Origin of the sequence: Candidatus Terasakiella magnetica, from assembly GCF_900093605.1 — a bacterium.
Taxonomy (GTDB): Bacteria; Pseudomonadota; Alphaproteobacteria; order Rhodospirillales; family Terasakiellaceae; genus Terasakiella; species Terasakiella magnetica.
In genome coordinates, this window is sequence record NZ_FLYE01000001.1 from 239,981 (window position 1) to 259,678 (window position 19,698).

The window sequence follows — 19,698 nt, forward strand, 5'->3', positions numbered from 1 at the left end:
AAGTCTATTCGAGATTTAGCATATCAGGTGTGAGTTGACCTGTTGCAAAAAGGACAGAATAGATGGCATAGCGGGTATCGTAATAAAGCTCTGCATATTTGATCTTGGTTTCAAACACTTCTTTTTTGCGATCAAGAACATTGATCACGTCAACACCTTCAGCACCATTTTCACGCTGTTTACGCGTATCGTTGAAAATCTCTTCCTTCAAGATGACATCGTTCTCTTTTAAGGAAAGACGCTCACGTGTTGTTTCAAGGTTGTGCCATGCTTTACGTGTGGCTTCAATTTGCTTGCGTGCTGTAAATTCATAGGTGCTTTTTGAAGCAGCATAATCAAATACGGCTTTTTTCATGGAATATTCGGTGGAAAAACCACTGAACAAATCCCAGTTAGCCTCAACTAAAACAGAGTAGTCACGACGCGTTCCCGCTGTGGCACCTTTGTCGTTTTCGTAATTCATTGCACCTACAAGATCGACAGTTGGGTAATATTGCGCACGTGTTGTGTTGCGGTTTTCGCTGGCAATTTCTGCTGAAACATCAGTTTTCAGAAGCTGCGGGTTCGTTTTTAGGGCAATTTCAATTGCTTCATCCATTGTCTCGGGAATGAGGTCAAGGGGTGGGTTGGGGTCAACCATGGCAGCAATGTCAGGCGCATGACCAAAGACCTGAATATATTGGTCAGCAGCTTTTGCCAGATCACCTTCATATTCAACGCGGGTGTCTTTAGCCGTCTGTAAGCGTGATTTAGCATTTAAAACATCAATACCGATACCGGAACCACGTTGCACGCGCTCATCTTCCAGTTCCATCTGTGTTTTGATGTTTGATTCGTTTTCTTTGGCAAAATCAATGCGGCGCGCATGTTTTAAGACGTTCAGATAAGTCTCAACACCTTCTAAAAGTAGGGTTTGGCGATCATTGTTTTCTTGAAAATGGGTTTCTTCTTTATTTAAGCGCGCAGTACGAATGGAAGATTCTGTAGCAAAACCATCAAAAAGATTCTGTGTAACCGTCACACCCGCTGTGCGACGCATCATGGATGAATCGTTTTTGTCATCACCGACAGCGCGTTCTGTTGGGTTGGTAATCCATTCATAGCCATAATCGGAAGACAGCGCGACAGTTGGCAGTTGGGCTGCTTGCTTAACATCAATATCTTTAGTCGCCGCTTGGGTTTTTTCCTGTGCAGACTTAAGTTTCGGATGGTCAATAAGCATATTGCTCAGTTCTGTTTCCAGACTGGCTGCAAGCGTATCAGTCGTGGCTGAAAAAGCCAACAAAGCACCCATACAGGTACTGATGAAATAACGCGTCCGCAAGGGAACGACCTCCGATATAAATTTAGTGCACTTAACTGGTGATATTAGTTGTAACATCTTATTTCGTCAAACTTTTTGCGTAAGAATACCTAACTATAGCTGTAAAAGTTTAGCGAAACGTTACTTTTATAGTTTCAACTTAACCTCAACAATGTCTTCATCCATGATCGTGTGGGTTTCAAACCCCATGGCTTTTACCATATCAATCATGGTGCGGTTTTCTCGAAGAATTTGTCCTGCAAAATAGGTTGTGCCGCGCGTTCTTGTATATTCGATCATCTTGTTTAGGAGTTTCCAGCCCAGTTTTTGCCCCTTAAGGTCTGAGCGTACAAGAATCGCATATTCAGCTTCCTCATTATTGGGGTCTGTGCCTGTGCGCACAACGCCGAGGGTCTCCATTTGACCGTCTTCTTCATTGGGGGCTTGAGCGATAAAGGCCATTTCGCGGTCATAATCAATCTGGGTTAAACGTGCCATTTCACTATGGGGCAATTCACGAACCGAGCCAAAGAAACGAAAACGGATATCTTGGGCAGAGACTTTACTCATAAATTCATTATGGGCGGGTTCGTCTTCTGGGCGAATGGGGCGAATGATTGTTTTTCGTCCATTGCGTAGGATAAATTCTTCTTCAAGATAGGCAGGATAGGAGCGAATGGCCAAGCGCCTGTTAGGGTGGCTTTCAGTGCATTTTTGAATGCGCATTCTTGTATCAACTGCTAGGGCACCCTCTTTTGAGCTAAAGATCGGGTTGATATCAAGTTCCTGAATTTCAGGGAAATCAATACAGATTTCTGAGAGTTCAATAAGCAGTTGGCAAAGGGCATTCTTGTTGATTTCAGGATGGTCACGAAAACCATCAAGCAGTTTACTTATTTTTGTGCGTGAAATCAGGTCTTTCGCCAACCCCATATTTAAGGGGGGTAGGGCAATGGCATGGTCTGCAATCACTTCTGTTGCTGTACCGCCTTCACCAAATAAGATAACAGGGCCAAAAACAGGATCGTTTGTCATGCCTGCAATGAGTTCATGGGCATGGGGGAGATGAACCATCTTTTGAACAATAAAACCATCAATAACCGCATCTGGTTTAAATGTGTGTGTCCTTTGGGTGATGTCTTCTATGGCACTGCTGACAGCCTGGGGAGAGGTGAGGTTTAACATCACACCTTGAACGTCTGATTTATGAATAATGTCAGCAGACATAACTTTTACGACAACAGGAAAGCCGATTTCTTCTGCTGTTCTTTCTGCCTCATCAGCACAATGGACAATATGGGTTTCAACAGTTTCAATGCCATAGGCGCTGAGAATTTGTTTTGCATCAGATTCTTTTAGCCAACTTTCACCCCGTTTGAGTGCCGCATCGATGATAGAGCGAACGGTTTTGCGAGCAGGTTTTATTTCTGCGGGAACGCGCTCTGGCGTTTCCATCAAGGTGACTTGGTTTTCCTTATAGTGCACGATATGCATGAAAGCAGTGATTGCCATGCGCGGTGAGCTATAGGTGGGGATTGCATTTTCTTCGAAACATCTGCGTGCCTGCTCAATCGTTTTCTCACCCATCCAGCAGGTTAATATCTGACCTTTAAGGCTTTTATGGGCTGCGGCAAGTTTTTGTGCGCATTGTGTTGTGTCACTGTAAGTATTTGGGGAATGTTGAAATAAAATACAGTCGACTTCTTTGCTGCTTTTTAAAATTTCATAGGCTTTTGCATAATCCTCCCCCGTGCAGTTCAGACCAAGGTCAACAGGATTCGTGATTTGATTATTGGAGAATGCTTTTTGTAGCGTAGCGATCGTATCATCAGATAATTCTGCTAATTGGCCACCCTGATCTAATAAATGGTCACTGGCAATAATATTGAGCCCACCGCCATTTGACACGATGGCGAGTCTTTTACCGTTAAAGGGCCGTATGCTTGAAAGTGTATTGGCCCCTGCAAAAAGCTCAGCAATGCTGTTCACACGTAACATTCCTGCGCGTTTAAAGGCTGCGTCATAAACAAGGTCACTGCCTGCCATGGCCCCTGTATGGGATTGGGTCATGACCGAGACGGCTTCATGTTTTCCTGTCTTCATCACCAAAATTGGTTTGTTACGTGCAGATGCACGCGCGGCAGACATAAAATTACGTCGCTCATTGATCGATTCCATATAGATCAGGATTGCACGTGTGAAGGGATCACTGCCGAGATAATCAATGATATCTCCGTAATCAACATCAGAACAATTGCCCAAAGAAATGAAATGAGAAAAACCGACCCCATGGGCATTTGCCCAATCAAGAACGGTGCTAGACATGGAAGAGGATTGCGATATGTAGGCGATTTTCCCTGCCTTAACGGGAAGGTGCATTGTACTCGCATTGAAGTTCTTGCCCGGGATCATTGCCCCCATACTGTTTGGACCTAGAATTCGCATGCCATGGGTTTGGCTGAGTTTTTTAATGGTTTGAGCACATAGGTTTTCGCCACAATGACCCATAAGAATAAGGGCTTTAAGACCTTTATCGCCGAGTTGGTTTAGCGTCTCTTCAGATGGATTACTGGGGCCGCAAAAAATAACAAGGTCGGGCAATAAGGGAAGATCATCAAAAGTTTTATAACTTAAGATGCCTGCAATGGCGCGATCCTTATCACTGATCGGCATGATCGGACCTTTAAAGCCACTGGATATTAGGTTTTGAATGACGATCTGACCGCTGTTTTTCTCTTCATTATTTGCACCGAAAATACAAATAGATGAGGGTGAAAACATTTTTTGAAGATTACGGATGCTCATATAACCCATTCCCCTATTAGGTTGGCAAAGAATATTGCGCTGCACATAATGAATGTGAACGTACTCTAATTAACGCTAAAAGCAAGAGGGTAATCGACTTTTCAAAAAAGCCTTAATCGTCGGATTCGAAATCTTCTTGAAGCAAGGCCGTGCTTGGTATTGTAACCATTCTTCCTTTAAAGAAAGCAAGTTTGTCTTCTTCAAGTTTTTTGATGGTACGCGCGATTGTTTCAGGCCGTGTACCAATTGCAGCCGCCAGTTCTTGGCGTGAAAGAGGCAGTTCTAAGATGGTCTCATCTGTGCCGTCATCTTCATCAGCATATCTTGTACGCAGATTAAGCAGAAGATGTGCGAGTCGTTTTCTCACAGGCTGTGTCGTGGTTAAAAGATAGAGTTCTTCAATTTCGCGCAAGTCGCGCGCAACGCGTCTTGTGAAACGCACGGCAACGTCAGGTGAGGATGCTAAAATCGTATCCAAATTTGCTTTTGGGATAAAGCAAAGCTTTGATTTTACGAGAACTTCAGCCGATCCGGCATGCTTTTCATTGGCAAGGAATGAACGATGACCGAAAGCTTCACCGGGTTGCACAAGGCGAACAACAGCAGAGTTTCCGTTCACATCGGTTTTACGAATAGCAATGAGCCCAGCCTTTAGGCAATAGACGCCATCACAATTATCACCTTCGAAATAGATATTCTGCCCCACATCATAAGTTCGATGGGAGCGTTGGAGATTGTCAGAATTAAGACCTGAGCGCGCAAGCCCACATAAAGAGGAATCCTCTTTACCACCGCCGCAGGTACCGCATTTGGTGACGGATATAGGTTTGCCTTCAATTCCCATTTTATTCAAATGAAATCCATATCTATTAAAATCAACACATTAGCTAGTTGATTATAGTGGTTCTTTTATAATGATTCAAAACATCTTACAGTCAAATGATCTAAATGGAACAAAAAATTAATGATATTTGTTCGATCTCTAACTTATTGCCGTTGAGTGATAGCGGGAGAGGTGACCAACTATCAAGCCTATAAACAAAAAAACGGTGGATAGTGCCACCGTTTTTTATTGTTTAAAATCAATGAATTGATTAGCCGTTTACAGTTTCGCTTTCTGCAATGGCGCGTACAACATCAATGACACGTTTGCGAATAACCGGGTCTTGCAAGCGTGAAAATGTTCTGACAAGTTCAAGCGTCTGGCGACGATGAAGCGTGAGATGCTCCTCTGGAATGTCGCTTTCTGCTGTTTGACCTTCATAACCAGGGAAAGAATCGCGCACACTTTCTGGCATATCTTCAAAGAAGAAAGATATTGGCACATCCAGAACATTGCTGAGTTGCCATAATTTACTTGCGCTCACACGGTTAGCACCACGCTCATATTTTTGGATTTGTTGGAAGGTTAGGCCAATGCTCTCGCCAAGTTTGCCTTGGGTCATCCCCATGAGGGTGCGGCGTAATTTAACACGTTGGCCGACATGTACATCAACAGGGTGCGGTGTATCGCTACCACGTGTGCCCGGAAGAATTTCTTTTGTCGCAGTCTTTACCATAAAAATAGTTCCTATGATTCTCGGTTTTTAAGTTTTTGGCCTGATACATTTAGATAGTAAATGTTCAGTTTTTATATTTCGGTTGTATTATAGCGATCTTATATCCACTTGTCTTGCATAAAACGCAATCACAAGTGGTTTTGTGTGCAATTAATTATGTGTACTTGGTTTAACTTATTGATTTTAAAGAATAGGCAATAAAAAACACCCCTATCTTAGATAGGAGTGTTTTTAAATTGGCTCCGCCTGCTGGGCTCGAACCAGCGACATATGGATTAACAGTCCACCGTTCTACCAACTGAACTAAGGCGGATCAGAACCAGATCACCGAAAAGTTACAACCCACAACCAAGATATTGGCTCCGCCTGCTGGGCTCGAACCAGCGACATATGGATTAACAGTCCACCGTTCTACCAACTGAACTAAGGCGGATTAGTGCAAAGGTGGAGGCGCGAAGCGGATTCGAACCGCTGTTCACGGATTTGCAATCCGCTGCATAACCACTCTACCACCGCGCCTAAACACTTTGTCCAAGGCTGAGGTTGTAACCATCGGCGGACCGGAAACTAGTCCCATGGCACTTTGCGGTCAATGGGTTTTTTCATTTTTTTTCATTTTTTTATCATTGAGATCAAAAAACTTACCATAAAATTGGTCTCTACCATTGTCACAACGATAATAGGGGATTATAAAATGCTGATGATTTTTGTAATATAAGCACGGAACTAAATGTTACAGATATCAATGAGTTTATTGATTTAACACTTTTTCACGGTGTCATTATGGATTACGCACTTTCACGTTTTAATATGATCGAAGGTCAAATCAAAACCAACCGGGTTACTGATCCACTGGTTCTGGATGCAATGGGTGAAATCCCACGCGAGGCTTTTGTTCCAAATACAAAGAAAGGTGTCGCCTATATTGACGATGCTGTTGAAGTTGCCAAAGGCCGCTTTTTGCTTGAGCCCATGGTGATGGGACGCATGTTGGAGGCTGCTGAGTTAGGCGAGGATGATATCGTTCTTGATATCGGTTGTAACTCTGGTTACTCAACCGCAGTGCTTGCAAAAATCGTGAGTACCGTTGTTGCCCTTGAATGTGATGAGGAGCTGGCTAAAACAGCAACTGAGACATTAAACGAACAGGGGATTGATAACGCCGTTGTCGTGACAGGGAACCTTAAGGATGGTGTTGCAAAACAAGCCCCTTATAATGTGATTCTCTTTAACGGTTCGATTGAGGAATTGCCAGATTCTATTAAGAATCAACTTGCTGATGGCGGGCGTTTGGTTGTTGTAACCTCTGGTAAAGCAACAATGTCAACAATCAGTGTTTACACACGAAATGACGAAATTTTCTCCAAACGTGATGTTATGGAAGCCGGTGTTGCACCACTTCCAGGCTTTGGAGTTGAAAAAGGTTTTTCCTTCTAAGGTTTTGATATTAAGAAATAAAAACGCCTTTGTACGCAGTGGTGACAAGGCGTTTTTTTATTTAAGAAATATATGTCTTCATTGTGATTTAGTTCACTTTTTTCACAACAGTTTTGAATGTAAATAAAACGTTTAGGAATTCCTGTTAAAAAACATTAGTTTACAAGTGTCTGAATCCTTTGCGTTTCGTGTAGCAGATGTTTAGACTGTGCAAAATCTGTGTGAGTGATATGAGAAATAAAATGAAATTGAGAAAAAACTTTCTGCTTGGTGTGGCTCTGGGGGCAATGGCCTTTGGTGTGCCTGCGCATGCCGATACGCTGGAAGAAGCTCTCATTAAGGCTTATCTCAATAATCCAAGTTTAAATGCGGAGCGTGCTAGTGTGCGTGCAAGTGATGAAGGCGTTTCTCAAGCTCTTGCAAACTGGCGACCAAATGTAACATGGACAGGTTCTGCCTATCGCTCAATCAATGAAAATAACTCTCGTCTTGGTGATGATCGTCGACAGGTTCTCACGCCACTAGCGAGTACATTTTCTGTGACCCAGCCACTCTTTCGTGGTTTCCAAACCCTGTCCGCAGTTGATGAAGCAGAGGCCACAATTAAAGCTGAACGCTGGCGCTTGATTGAGGAAGAACAGGGGATTTTACTTAATACTGTCACAGCTTATTCAAATGTTGTGCGTGATCTCGCTGTACTTGAACTTAATAAAAATAACGAAGCCGTTTTATTGCGCCAGCTTGAAGCGACAAAAGATCGTTTTGAAGTTGGTGAGCTTACACGCACAGATGTAAGCCAAGCAGAAGCGCGCTATGCCAAATCAACCGCAGACCGTATTCAGTCAGAAGCGGACCTCGAATCGTCGCGGGCAAACTATTATAGTCTCGTTGGTGAAATGCCAACAGCGGTTGCAACACCATCGGTGCCGAGTAATCTTCCAACTTCTGTTGATGAAACGATTGCTGCGGCAAAGAAAAATAATCCAGAATTTCTAGCTTCTGTTTACGATGAAGAAGCAGCCATTGAAAATATTGATGAAATGGCAGGTAAACTCCTTCCAGAGCTTAATCTTGTCGCCTCCTCTGAAACCTCATTGGAAGCCTCAAGCATTGGCGGGCGTTCAGATACGGCAAAAATCGGTTTAACTCTTTCTGTTCCGTTTTATCAAAAAGGTACTGTTTACTCTCAAGTACGTGAGGCAAAACAAACAGCTGCTGAAAAACGTATGGATATGGAGCAGGCACGACGTGACGCTATTGAAAGCGGGCATAGTGGTTGGGAAGAATATGTTGCCGCCAAAGCACGTATTCAGTCATTCCTTTCACAAATTCGTGCTGCTGAAGTTGCGCTTGATGGGGTTCAACGTGAAGCCGCCGTTGGCTCGCGCACTGTTCTTGATGTGCTGGATGCCGAACAGGAATTGCTTGATGCAAAAGTAAGTTTGGTACGTGCAGAGCGTGACCAGTTGGTTGCCGCTTATGAGTTAAAGCGGGCAATTGGTGGTTTGACAGCAGAAAAGCTTGGTTTGGATACGGGTATTTATGATCCAAATGTTCACTATGATGAAGTTCGCGATGCTTGGATCGGGACCTCTTCAGTTGGTGATATTGACGAGCTAGAAAAAGTAGATAACAATTAATTAAGGTGAGGCAGTGTATAAAGGTAAGAATTGCATTTTTATTTTTTATACACATGAATATCGGGTGTTTTAGATATGAGTGACGAAAATACAGAAGCAGAAGACGGCGCAGAACCGTCAATGGAAGATATTCTAGCTTCCATTCGACGTATTCTCTCTGAAGACGAAGAAGAAGAAGCCGCTGCTGCAGCTGAAGAACCTGCTCCTGAGCCAGAGCCGGAACCCGAGCCTATGCCGGAGCCAGAACCTGAGCCGGAGCCAGAACCTGAGCCGGAACCAGAGCCTGAACCAGAACCTGAGCCAGAACCTGAGCCGGAACCAGAACCAGAACCTGAGCCAGAACCAGAACCTGAGCCGGAGCCAGAACCTGAGCCGGAGCCAGAACCTGAGCCGGAGCCAGAACCCGAGCCGGAACCAGAACCTGAGCCAGAACCGATTATTGAATTGGAAGAACCCGAGCCTGAGCCAATTATCGAAGAACTTGATATCGATGATGATATTCTTGATCTCACATCAGATATGATGATCGATGAAGAGCCTGAGCCGGTTTATGAACCAGCACCTGTAACAGCTTCTGCTGTGGCGGATCGAATCGTATCGCCACCAACAGCAGATGCCTCTACAGATGTTCTTTCTGAGTTGGCAAAAGCCATTCTTGATCAACGTGATGTTGCCGTGGGTACACGCGATATTACATTGGAAGGTCTAACACGTGAAATGTTGCGCCCACTTCTCAAAGAGTGGCTGGATAGAAACCTTCCATACTTGATCGAACGTCTTGTGAAGAAAGAAATCGATATCATGATTAACCGTGCAGAACGTCTTGAAGACTAAAAAGCACGATAATCACTAAAAAGCTAAACGCCCGGGGTTGTCCTCGGGCGTTTTGGCGTTTATTAAATGCATTAAATATCCATTACCTATAGAAGGCCTGTCACCCATGTTGGACAAGACATTTAATCCCGGTGCTGTAGAAGCAAAACACTATAAGCTTTGGGAAGATAACAACGCATTTGCTGCAAATCATGAAACGGGCAAAGACCCTTACACCATCATGATGCCTCCACCAAATGTGACAGGCAGCCTGCACATGGGCCACGCGCTCACCTTTACTCTGCAGGATATCCTTGTTCGTTATAACCGAATGAAGGGCAAAGATGCCTTATGGCAGCCGGGAACGGACCATGCGGGTATCGCAACACAAATGGTTGTTGAGCGCCGCCTAGAAGCTGACGGTATTACGCGTCATGATTTAGGTCGTGATAAGTTCATTGATAAAATCTGGGAATGGAAAGAAGAATCCGGTGGCACGATTGTAAACCAGCTTCGTCGCCTTGGGGCTTCGGCTGATTGGGCTAAAGAACGTTTTACAATGGATGAGGGCCTTTCTGAGGCTGTGCGCAAAGTGTTCGTACAGCTTTATAAAGAAGACCTGATCTATCGTGATAAAAAGCTCGTTAACTGGGACCCGAAACTTCACACTGCTATTTCTGATCTGGAAGTTGAACAACGTGAGACCAACGGTCACATGTGGTATTTCAATTACCCGATTGAAGGTGAAGAGGGTAAATTCATCATGGTGGGGACAACACGTCCAGAAACCATGTTGGGTGATACGGGGGTTGCGGTTCATCCTGATGATGAGCGTTATAAAGACCTGATTGGCAAAAACGTCATTCTGCCTATCGTTAATCGTCCGATTCCAATTGTTGCTGATGAATATGCTGATCCTGAAAAAGGTTCAGGTGCGGTAAAAATTACACCGGGTCATGACTTTAACGATTATGAAGTTGGTAAACGCTGCAATCTTGAAATCATCAACGTTCTTGATATCAACGCCAACCTAAACGAAAACGTGCCTGAAAAATACCAAGGTATGGAACGTTTTGAGGCGCGCAAAAAGATCGTTGCTGAAATGGAAGAACTCGGTCTTTTGGTGAAGATTGAAGATAACCCCATGACTGTGCCTTATGGTGATCGCTCTGGCGTGGTGATTGAGCCATGGTTGACAGACCAGTGGTTTGTAAAAGCTGACGTACTTGCGAAACCTGCACTTGAAGCTGTTGAAACAGGCAAGACCCGCTTTGTACCCAAGCAATGGGAAAATACATATTATGAATGGATGCGTAACATTCAGCCATGGTGTATTTCGCGCCAAATCTGGTGGGGCCATCAAATCCCGGCTTGGTTTGATGAAAATGGCAATGTCTATGTTGAGATGACTGAAGAAGAAGCCCAAGCCGCAGCAGGCGAGGGTGTTAAGCTAATACGTGAAACTGACGTGCTTGATACGTGGTTCTCATCAGCGCTTTGGCCTTTTTCCACATTGGGCTGGCCTGAAAAAACGCCGGAACTTGAAAACTATTATACAACAGACGTGTTGGTCACTGGTTTTGACATTATCTTCTTCTGGGTTGCGCGCATGATGATGATGGGTATTCACTTTATGGGTGAAGTACCGTTTAAAGATATCTACATCCATGCCCTTGTTCGTGATGAGCAAGGTGCCAAAATGTCAAAATCCAAAGGCAACGTCATTGATCCCCTCGCAATGATTGATGAATATGGCGCTGATGCCATGCGCTTTACCCTGACTGCTATGGCTGCACAGGGGCGTGACATTAAACTTGCGACAAGTCGTGTTGAAGGATATCGCAACTTTGCAACCAAGCTTTGGAATGCGGCACGTTTTTGCCAAATGAATGGATGTAAGCCTGTTGAAGGTTTTGACCCCTCAGCCGTTAAAAACCCTGTAAACCGCTGGATCGTTGGCCGTGTGGGTGAGGTTGCTGCTGAAGTGGGGCGTCATATTGATGATTACCGCTTTAACGAATCTGCAAATTCCATTTATGGCTTTGCATGGGGTACCTTCTGTGACTGGTATCTTGAGTTCACAAAACCGATCTTGAATGGTTCTGATGAAGCAGCGATTGAAGAGACTAAAGCAACAACAGCTTGGGTCTTTGATCAAATCTTACATATCTTGCACCCAACTATGCCTTACATCACTGAAGAGCTCTGGGAATCTATGGCGGATGAGCGCGCCATGCAGTTGATCAGTGCGTCTTGGCCTGAAAAAGTCTTGGATGACCAAGATGCTAACGAAGAGATGGATTGGCTTGTTCAATTGATTTCGACCATTCGCTCTACACGCTCAGAACTTAATGTACCGGGCAGTGTTAAGCTCAACGTCTTCCTTGAAGGTGCAACGGCAAAAACAGCTGAGCGTCTTGAGCGCAATATGGAATTAGTCTTGCGCATGGCACGCCTTGAAAGTGTTGAGCTGGTTGATCAAGCTGTAGCTCAAGGCTGTGTTCAAGAAGTTGTTGGCGAATCTACTGTCTTTATCAATGTGGTTGATCATATGGATGTGGCTGCAGAAAAAGCCCGTCTTGAAAAAGAAATCGCAAATCTTGATAAGATCATCGGTGGTAAAGAAAAGAAACTTTCAAACGAGAAGTTTGTCAGCAATGCCCCAGCTGAAGTTGTGGCGACTGAGCGCACGAAAGTGACGGAACTGACCGAGAAAAATGATAAATTTAAAGCCGCATTGGAGCGTTTAGTTTCTGCGCTTTAACACATTTTTTGTGAATTATAATTTATGATTGAAGCCTCACCATAATGGTGGGGCTTTTTTCGTCTATAATAAAAGATCAAAATAATGGGCAAACACGAACCAACTCCTGAGGAACGCGCTGAATATATTGTTAAGCGCTTAGAAATGTTCATCCGTGAAAAACGTGAACCTTTTAAAGGGATGAACTTTAATAAGTGGCAACAGCTCGCACGAGCAGAAATCGCCAATGCGATGAAAGACTACCAAAAAACACAATATGATGAGAACCAGGTCACACGCCGTATGCTCTTTATCTTAGGTTCAACCATCGCAACCATTGGTTTTTGGGGTGTGGCTGCGGCCTTTGGTAAAATTGATTATATGCTTGCCGGTATGATTTGCCTTATTGCGGGTATCATTGTGATTGCTCATGCAGGTGAGTGGATGACACGCAAAATGTGGAAAAAAGCCCAAGCCAGAAAGCGCGAACGTGCCTATAACAATGCCATCTCGCTAGATCGTCAAATTAAACAAATGGAAAAAGAGCTTAAGGGTAAAGCCAAAGATCTGGAAAAAACCGTGGCAGCCATGGGGCGTGCTGTTCCCTCACTGCCAAATAAAAAATAATTGAAAAAAATATTTGAAATTACATATTTGCACCCCACTTAAGTAGTCTGCTTGAGTAGATGGAGGCTTATATGGCGTTTGAATCGGAGTTTGGTCCCCAATATGTTGATATGGGGCCAACGAATAGTTTGTTTAATTGGTATCAGGAAGACACGTTAAAAATAAATGGTCTTATGGATATCGTTGATAAATTCGATGTGGTTCTTTTCAGCGTAGAAAACACCTTAATAAAAGAAGGCCTTACACTTCCAGCCGGTGCCGTTCTTGTCCCTCAATTACGCCAAATGGGAAAGAAACTTGCGGTTTTTACAGTTGATGATCGTTACTCTCGCCAAGAGCTTACAGATAAAATGAATTCACACGGGCTTTCATTTGCCCAAGAGCGCATCCTGCAACGGGGGGATTTGGCAAAGCTTGCAGAGCGTTTTCCTTTGGCCTCACAACGCCGAATTTTAATGGTCTGTAGTGATTTGGTCAGTGAAGTCACGCTTGGGCAATCCCATCAACTAACAACCTTGTTGGTTATTTCGGATCGCCAAGACAAAACACAGGCCATGGGAATTGAGCCGGACTTTATTTCATTTAGCGTATAAAACTTTTCAAAAGCCAAACATAAGGTTATGTTAAGCGCCCCGCAAAGAGTTGTGGGGTGTTTTGTTTTAAGACCCAAAAGGATATGACAATGCCTGAATATCGTTCACGGACATCAACAGCTGGTCGTAATATGGCTGGCGCTCGCAGCCTCTGGCGTGCAACCGGTATGAAAGACGGTGATTTTGAGAAACCGATTATTGCTGTCGTGAACTCTTTTACGCAATTTGTTCCAGGCCATGTCCATCTTAAAGATTTGGGCCAAATGGTGGCGCGCGAGATTGAAAAAGCAGGCGGCGTTGCCAAAGAATTTAATACCATTGCTGTCGATGATGGTATTGCCATGGGCCATGACGGTATGCTCTACAGTCTACCATCGCGTGATTTGATCGCCGATAGCGTTGAATATATGGTCAACGCCCATTGTGCAGATGCCATGGTTTGTATTTCCAACTGTGACAAGATCACACCGGGTATGCTCATGGCGTCTATGCGCTTGAATATTCCGACTGTCTTTGTTTCTGGCGGTCCAATGGAAGCTGGTAAAGTGACCATTGATGATGTGGAACATTCCCTTGATCTGGTTGATGCCATGGTTAAGGCGGCTGATCCAAATGTCTCTGATGAAGTGGTTGATGCGATTGAACGCTCTGCTTGCCCAACATGTGGGTCCTGTTCAGGTATGTTTACAGCGAATTCCATGAACTGTTTAACCGAAGCCCTTGGTCTATCATTGCCGGGTAACGGAACTGTTGTTGCGACACATAGCGATCGTAAAGACTTGTTCCTTCGTGCAGGGCGTTTGGCAGTTGATCTTTGTAAGACATATTATGAAGAAGGCGATGAAAGCGTTTTGCCCCGTGGTGTTGCCACGCATAAGGCGTTTGAAAATGCCATGACACTTGATATCGCAATGGGGGGCTCGACAAATACGGTTCTTCACCTCTTGGCGATCGCACAGGAAGCTGGCGTTGATTTCACCATGAAAGATATGGACCAGCTTTCACGCAAAGTGCCTTGTTTGTGTAAAGTCGCGCCTAATATCGCAGATGTTCACATTGAAGACGTTCACCGTGCAGGTGGTATCATCTCTATCCTTGGTCAGCTTGATAAGGGCGGGTTGCTCCATCGTGATGTGCCAACGGTGCATGAAAAAACACTTGGTGAGGCAATCGATAAATGGGATATCAGCCGCACGGATGAAACACACGAGTTTTATAAAGCAGCGCCGGGTGGTGTTCCAACCCAAGAAGCTTTTAGCCAGTCTGCACGCTACAAAGAACTTTGTGTTGATCGCAAAGGCGGGATTATCCGCTCAGTTGAAGATGCTTTTACCAAAGATGGTGGTTTGGCTGTTCTTTACGGTAATATTGCTCAAGATGGTTGCGTTGTTAAAACTGCTGGTGTGGACGAGAGTATCTGGCAGTTTACAGGTAAAGCGAAAATCTGTGAAAGTCAGGATGAGGCGATCTCGCGAATTCTTGGTGGTGAAGTTGAAGCAGGTGATATTGTTATCATCCGTTATGAAGGTCCAAAAGGTGGCCCGGGCATGCAAGAAATGCTCTATCCAACAAGTTATTTGAAGTCCATGGGGCTGGGTAAAGAATGTGCCCTTCTTACCGATGGTCGCTTTTCTGGCGGGACATCAGGTTTGTCAATCGGTCATGCCTCACCTGAGGCAGCAAACGGCGGGGCAATTGGCCTTGTGGAAGAGGGCGATACGGTTGTTATTGATATTGCTAATCGTTCGATCAACCTTGAGGTCAGTGATGCTGATTTGGCAACACGCCGCCAAGCCATGGACGCCAAAAGCAAAGAAGCATGGAAACCTGTTAAGCCACGTGAGCGCCATGTGAGTGCTGCGCTGAAAGCTTATGCTGCCATGGCGACAAGTGCCGATAAAGGTGCGGTTCGTGATGTGAGCAAGCTCGAAAGCTAAGACAAGTTATTTTTTAGTTATGAGAGCCGGGTATTTACTATGTAGATGCCCGGTTTTTTATTTATAAACAGATGGTTTTGTTAGAAAAAATGCATTGATGTTACCATTTAGGAACATGCAAAACTCCAAGTTGGTTTTATCCTGCTTTAAGTATAAGATGACATGCCTTATGATGAGGGCATGGTCTGGGGTAAATGGGGGAAAAGATGCAATTTTCATTTTTTAAAATGTTATTGGTGCTGCTTGTCTTATCAATAGCAACACTACCTGTTAAGGCAGAGGAACCTGTGCTTAAAATTGCAGGATGGGACGTTTATGGTGACCCATATGTGGTCAATAAAACAATCGGCTATAAGAGTTTTGAGCAGAAAACAGGTATTACGATTGAGTTTCTACCTTTAAGCAATCTTGATGATATTATTTCCATTGCTGAGTCTGAGCAGGATTATGACCTGTTCCTCATTTCCAATGAAGGTATTGAGATCTTGCATGATATGGGGCTGGTTGCACCCTTGGATTTACAAAAAATCCCGCAATATCAGAACATGCACCCCAATTTGAAATATTCAGAATGGAGCCAGTTTGATAGCCGTGTCTATGCTGTGCCATGGGCATGGGGGCCAACGGGGCTTTTATATGATACCGATGTGATTTCGTCTCCTGATAGCTGGAACCTGTTATGGGATCCTGCCCATAAAGGTAAAGTTGCCATGTGGGATGATGTTTCGATGATTTGGACAGCGGCATTATCACTTGGCTATACCAATGTCTATAGTCTCACCAAGGCGCAACTTGATAAAGTTGAAAAAAAGCTTCTGGAATTTAATAAGCTGAATGCGATCTATTATGAAGGTGGCACACAGATGATTAACTTGTCCAAAAAGGGCAAGCTGGTCGCTTTTAATAGCTGGTATAACCCATCATTGCGCCTCCAACAGGCAGGTAAAAACTTTCATATGATCATCCCTAAAGAAGGGGCTGTCGGTATGTTTGATAGCTACATGATCAGTAAAAAGAGCACCTCTGTTGATTTGGCATATCAATATATTGACCATCAAATTACGGCGCAAACCCAAAAAGAAATGGTCAATATTACTGGTTTAGCCCCCACAAATATTGAGACTTTAGCCCTTTTAGAACCAAACCAGATCAAGGAAATGCACCTTGATAATCTGGACTTTTTTAATCGGATGTTGTTGTGGGACCATATGCCGCGCAAGCATCTTTATGAAAAGGTTCTAAAAACGGTTCGTGATGATTTGAAAAAACGACGCGAGAGTCTGCAATAAGATGTCTTTAAGAGCTCGCTTGATTTTATATTTCGGCTTGGGTGGCACACTGTTTTTGTTTGCCATTACCTATGTTGTGTTCGCACGCATGGAAGCTGAGATGACAAGCCAGTTAAAACATAATTTTGAAGATAATTTCCGCAATCGAATAGTCGCTTTTGAGCGCGGGATTAATGAGCATAGTTACGATTTTCGTGCATTGGCAAAGCTGCCCATGTTCAGCTCCATGCGCTATCATCAGCTGACCCTGAATAAAGCAGCGACAAAAAATGACATTCGCCATTTGGAACTTTCATTTTTAGAAACCATACAAAACCGTTCTGAAATTAAGAAAATCCAGTTTATCAACTCAAAAGGCCATGAAGTCTTACGTGTCGAAAAATCCGGAATTAAAAAGTCATTATCGGATTATTCAGTTGATGAAAATGTCATGGCGGCTTTACGCTATGACAAAGGTCAATTCCAGATCAAGCAAGCAAAGCTTGGCAGTAAAATCCACACCTTATCTTGGGTCGTTCCGGTTTATGTTTCAACTGGGCAAGCCTTTGGCGTCTTGATTTTTGATGTTGATTTCAATTCCGTAAATTCTGAAATCTCACGATTATTAAGTACTGAGGGTGAAAGTGTTTGCTTGGTTGATCAAGACGACAATGTGATCGTTGCGATAGGCCAAAGAGGTGCTTGTGAAAAAGACCATCGTGCAAATGAAATTCATGGCTATGATTGGCATGTGGATGAAAAACTATCCATTGAGGGCTTAGATTGGGCGATACATTTTTCTGTCGACCCGGCGCCATTTTTAACAGGTGTTGAATCCTTAAAACTCAAGGTCTTTGGCTTTATTTTTCCTGTGATGAGCCTTATTCTCTTGCTTATGGCAATGGTGGTGTCTAATCGCATTGTAAAAGCCATTACATTACTGTTGCATACTGCCAAGGCCATGGGGCGAGGGGAATATACAGCACCCATTTCCCTAGAGAGAACTGATGAGCTTGGGGAATTGGCCTATGAGGTTAATCGTTCTGCCAGTTTGATCATGGAAAACCGTGAAAAACTTGAAAATGACCTAACACGTTTGGTCGAAGCTTCCCATACAGTCATTATTGGGGTGGACCTTGAAGGCCGCGTAAATGATTGGAATCATGGGGCTGAAAAGATCAGCTATATCAATAAGGAAGATGTGGTTGGTAAGCCTTTAGTCGAAATTCTAAGAGGTATAGAACGTGCTGATTTGCACGATATTATTGCGAGCTGTCTCAAAAACAAGGTTATTGAAAACTTTGAAGTTACATTGATTGATAAGTTCGATGAATTGAAAGTTATTCTGTTTAACTGGTCACCGGTTTTTAATGCTGAGGGTGAAATCAGCGGTGTCGCCGGTGTTGGGCAAAACATCACAGAGTTGGCACTTAAAGATGAACAGCTTTCAATGGCCTTGGATCAAATGCCCGGTGCCTTGGTTTTAACCGATAAAAACTTTAAAATTGTTATGCGCAGCCAGCAGTTTGCCGAGCTGTATAATGTTCCATCAGAGCTCTTAGAGCCGGGCAATGATTATCGTGAGTTTATTCGCTATCTTGCGCGCAATGGTTATTATGGTGCTGGTGACCCTGAGAGACTGGCAAATGAGCGTATCGTCTCTATCTCAAAGCCTTCTCCAGTTCGTTTTGAAGACCGTCGCAAAGATGGCATGACATTCTCGGTTAACCGCAGCTACCTTGAAGATGGTCGAACAGTAACCATCGTGACGAATATCACTGATTTGAAAGAAGCTGAGGAAGCTGCGCTTAATTCATCAAAAGTAAAATCTGAATTCCTCGCCTCTATGAGTCATGAAATCCGCACGCCCATTACAGGCATTATTGGTTTTGCGGATATGTTAATTCAGGATGATATTGCTGAGGAAAGCCGTGAAAAGGCCGTTCGTATCAAGAAATCAACTGAAGGTCTTTTGCGAATTCTAAATGATATTTTAGATATCTCGAAACTTGAGGCTGGAAAAGTCGAAATTGAAAATATTGATTTTCAGCTTGTTGAGCTTGTTTCTGAAACCCTGAGCCTTTTTGAAAAATCACGTGCAACCGATAATAAGGTTGCAATTGAGTTTACCTATACGGATGAATTTTCCCAAGAAATTCAGTCTGACCCAACGCGAATTCGCCAGATTTTGGTAAATTTGGTGGGCAATGCTTACAAGTTTACCCATGAGGGGAAAATCATTGTTCATTGTGAAAAAATCACAAATGCAAATGATGAGCCTTATTTCAAATTTTCAGTCAGCGATACAGGGATTGGCATAAGTGAAAAGGTGTTAAACACACTCTTTACTGATTTTGCCCAAGCTGATGCCTCTATCTCGCGCAAATATGAAGGAACAGGCTTAGGCTTATCCATTTCCAAACGCCTTACGGAGCTATTAGGCTGCAATATTGGTGTTTCAAGCGTTGAGGGTGAGGGAAGTACCTTCTGGTTTACTTTCCCTTATCACAAAGCAGATAGGGAAGTTCTGATAAAAGAAAAAGAGTTCGCAGCCAGTAAATATAAGGCGCTACATCCCTTAAAAATTCTGGTGGCGGAAGATAACCGTGTGAACCAGATTATTATTCTTAAGTTCCTAGAAGAATACGGTCATGAGATGACGATTGTTGATGATGGGGCAAAGGCTGTTGAAGAACATAAGAGTGGCGATTATGACATTATTTTAATGGATGTAAGAATGCCCGGAATGGATGGGCCTGAGGCCACGCGTGTCATTCGCAGTCTGGAAGAACCTAAAAAATCCATCCCGATTATTGCCATCACAGCAGATGCAGTAAAAGAAAATATTGATAAATATATTGAAGATGGCATGAACAGCTATGTTTCCAAGCCATTTAATTGGACCAAGTTAATTTTGGCTATTAATGAAGTGATGGAAAAAGAGGTTCATGTTCTTAAAGAGTAGGTTTCTTT

13 protein-coding genes and 3 tRNA genes are annotated in these 19,698 nt (G+C 43.7%); 9 read left to right on the plus strand and 7 right to left on the minus strand.

From position 1 onward, the window contains the following. Positions 1 to 4: 4 nt before the first annotated feature. From MTBPR1_RS00750 to MTBPR1_RS00780, 7 genes are all read right to left on the minus strand, one after another. Positions 5 to 1,324, minus strand: coding sequence for a TolC family outer membrane protein (locus tag MTBPR1_RS00750; RefSeq protein ID WP_165602585.1), 1,320 nt, complete (start codon positions 1,322 to 1,324; stop codon positions 5 to 7). Positions 1,325 to 1,450: 126 nt separating this feature from the next. Then, positions 1,451 to 4,108, minus strand: coding sequence for a bifunctional acetate--CoA ligase family protein/GNAT family N-acetyltransferase (locus tag MTBPR1_RS00755; RefSeq protein WP_069186051.1), 2,658 nt, complete (start codon positions 4,106 to 4,108; stop codon positions 1,451 to 1,453). A 112-nt stretch (positions 4,109 to 4,220) separates the two neighbouring features. Next, on the minus strand, positions 4,221 to 4,952 hold the full coding sequence (locus MTBPR1_RS00760) for a Crp/Fnr family transcriptional regulator (RefSeq protein ID WP_069185643.1): 732 nt from the start codon (positions 4,950 to 4,952) through the stop codon (positions 4,221 to 4,223). Between the two features lie 250 nt (positions 4,953 to 5,202). After that, positions 5,203 to 5,667 carry a helix-turn-helix domain-containing protein gene (locus MTBPR1_RS00765; protein WP_069185644.1) on the minus strand — a complete coding sequence of 155 codons (465 nt, stop codon included), beginning with the start codon at positions 5,665 to 5,667 and terminating at the stop codon, positions 5,203 to 5,205. Positions 5,668 to 5,904: 237 nt separating this feature from the next. Beyond that, positions 5,905 to 5,980: transfer RNA gene (locus MTBPR1_RS00770), tRNA-Asn, on the minus strand. 44 nt (positions 5,981 to 6,024) lie between these two features. Further along, a tRNA-Asn gene (locus MTBPR1_RS00775) sits at positions 6,025 to 6,100 on the minus strand. Between the two features lie 12 nt (positions 6,101 to 6,112). Further along, a tRNA-Cys gene (locus MTBPR1_RS00780) sits at positions 6,113 to 6,186 on the minus strand. Between the two features lie 264 nt (positions 6,187 to 6,450). On the opposite strand from MTBPR1_RS00780, the gene MTBPR1_RS00785 reads away from it, so the two are divergent. The 9 genes from MTBPR1_RS00785 to MTBPR1_RS00825 all read left to right on the plus strand — a co-directional run bounded on the left by MTBPR1_RS00785 (position 6,451) and on the right by MTBPR1_RS00825 (position 19,690). Beyond that, positions 6,451 to 7,104, plus strand: coding sequence for a protein-L-isoaspartate O-methyltransferase family protein (locus tag MTBPR1_RS00785; protein ID WP_069185645.1), 654 nt, complete (start codon positions 6,451 to 6,453; stop codon positions 7,102 to 7,104). A 242-nt stretch (positions 7,105 to 7,346) separates the two neighbouring features. Continuing rightward, the gene (locus MTBPR1_RS00790; protein ID WP_069185646.1) at positions 7,347 to 8,744 is read left to right on the plus strand and encodes a TolC family outer membrane protein; all 1,398 of its coding nucleotides are present in this window, start codon (positions 7,347 to 7,349) and stop codon (positions 8,742 to 8,744) included. Between the two features lie 75 nt (positions 8,745 to 8,819). Beyond that, positions 8,820 to 9,578: a DUF2497 domain-containing protein gene (locus tag MTBPR1_RS00795; RefSeq protein WP_069185647.1), complete on the plus strand. Its 759-nt coding sequence runs from the start codon at positions 8,820 to 8,822 to the stop codon at positions 9,576 to 9,578. A 106-nt stretch (positions 9,579 to 9,684) separates the two neighbouring features. Next, positions 9,685 to 12,321, plus strand: coding sequence for a valine--tRNA ligase (locus tag MTBPR1_RS00800; protein WP_069185648.1), 2,637 nt, complete (start codon positions 9,685 to 9,687; stop codon positions 12,319 to 12,321). A gap of 84 nt (positions 12,322 to 12,405) precedes the next feature. Continuing rightward, positions 12,406 to 12,927: an AAA family ATPase gene (locus MTBPR1_RS00805; protein ID WP_069185649.1), complete on the plus strand. Its 522-nt coding sequence runs from the start codon at positions 12,406 to 12,408 to the stop codon at positions 12,925 to 12,927. Between the two features lie 71 nt (positions 12,928 to 12,998). Beyond that, positions 12,999 to 13,520 carry an HAD family hydrolase gene (locus tag MTBPR1_RS00810; protein ID WP_126464936.1) on the plus strand — a complete coding sequence of 174 codons (522 nt, stop codon included), beginning with the start codon at positions 12,999 to 13,001 and terminating at the stop codon, positions 13,518 to 13,520. An 89-nt stretch (positions 13,521 to 13,609) separates the two neighbouring features. Next, positions 13,610 to 15,457: a dihydroxy-acid dehydratase gene (gene ilvD / locus MTBPR1_RS00815; RefSeq protein ID WP_069185651.1), complete on the plus strand. Its 1,848-nt coding sequence runs from the start codon at positions 13,610 to 13,612 to the stop codon at positions 15,455 to 15,457. A 206-nt stretch (positions 15,458 to 15,663) separates the two neighbouring features. Next, the gene (locus MTBPR1_RS00820; RefSeq protein ID WP_165602586.1) at positions 15,664 to 16,746 is read left to right on the plus strand and encodes an ABC transporter substrate-binding protein; all 1,083 of its coding nucleotides are present in this window, start codon (positions 15,664 to 15,666) and stop codon (positions 16,744 to 16,746) included. A 1-nt stretch (position 16,747) separates the two neighbouring features. Then, on the plus strand, positions 16,748 to 19,690 hold the full coding sequence (locus tag MTBPR1_RS00825; RefSeq protein ID WP_069185653.1) for an ATP-binding protein: 2,943 nt from the start codon (positions 16,748 to 16,750) through the stop codon (positions 19,688 to 19,690). Positions 19,691 to 19,698: the final 8 nt, after the last annotated feature.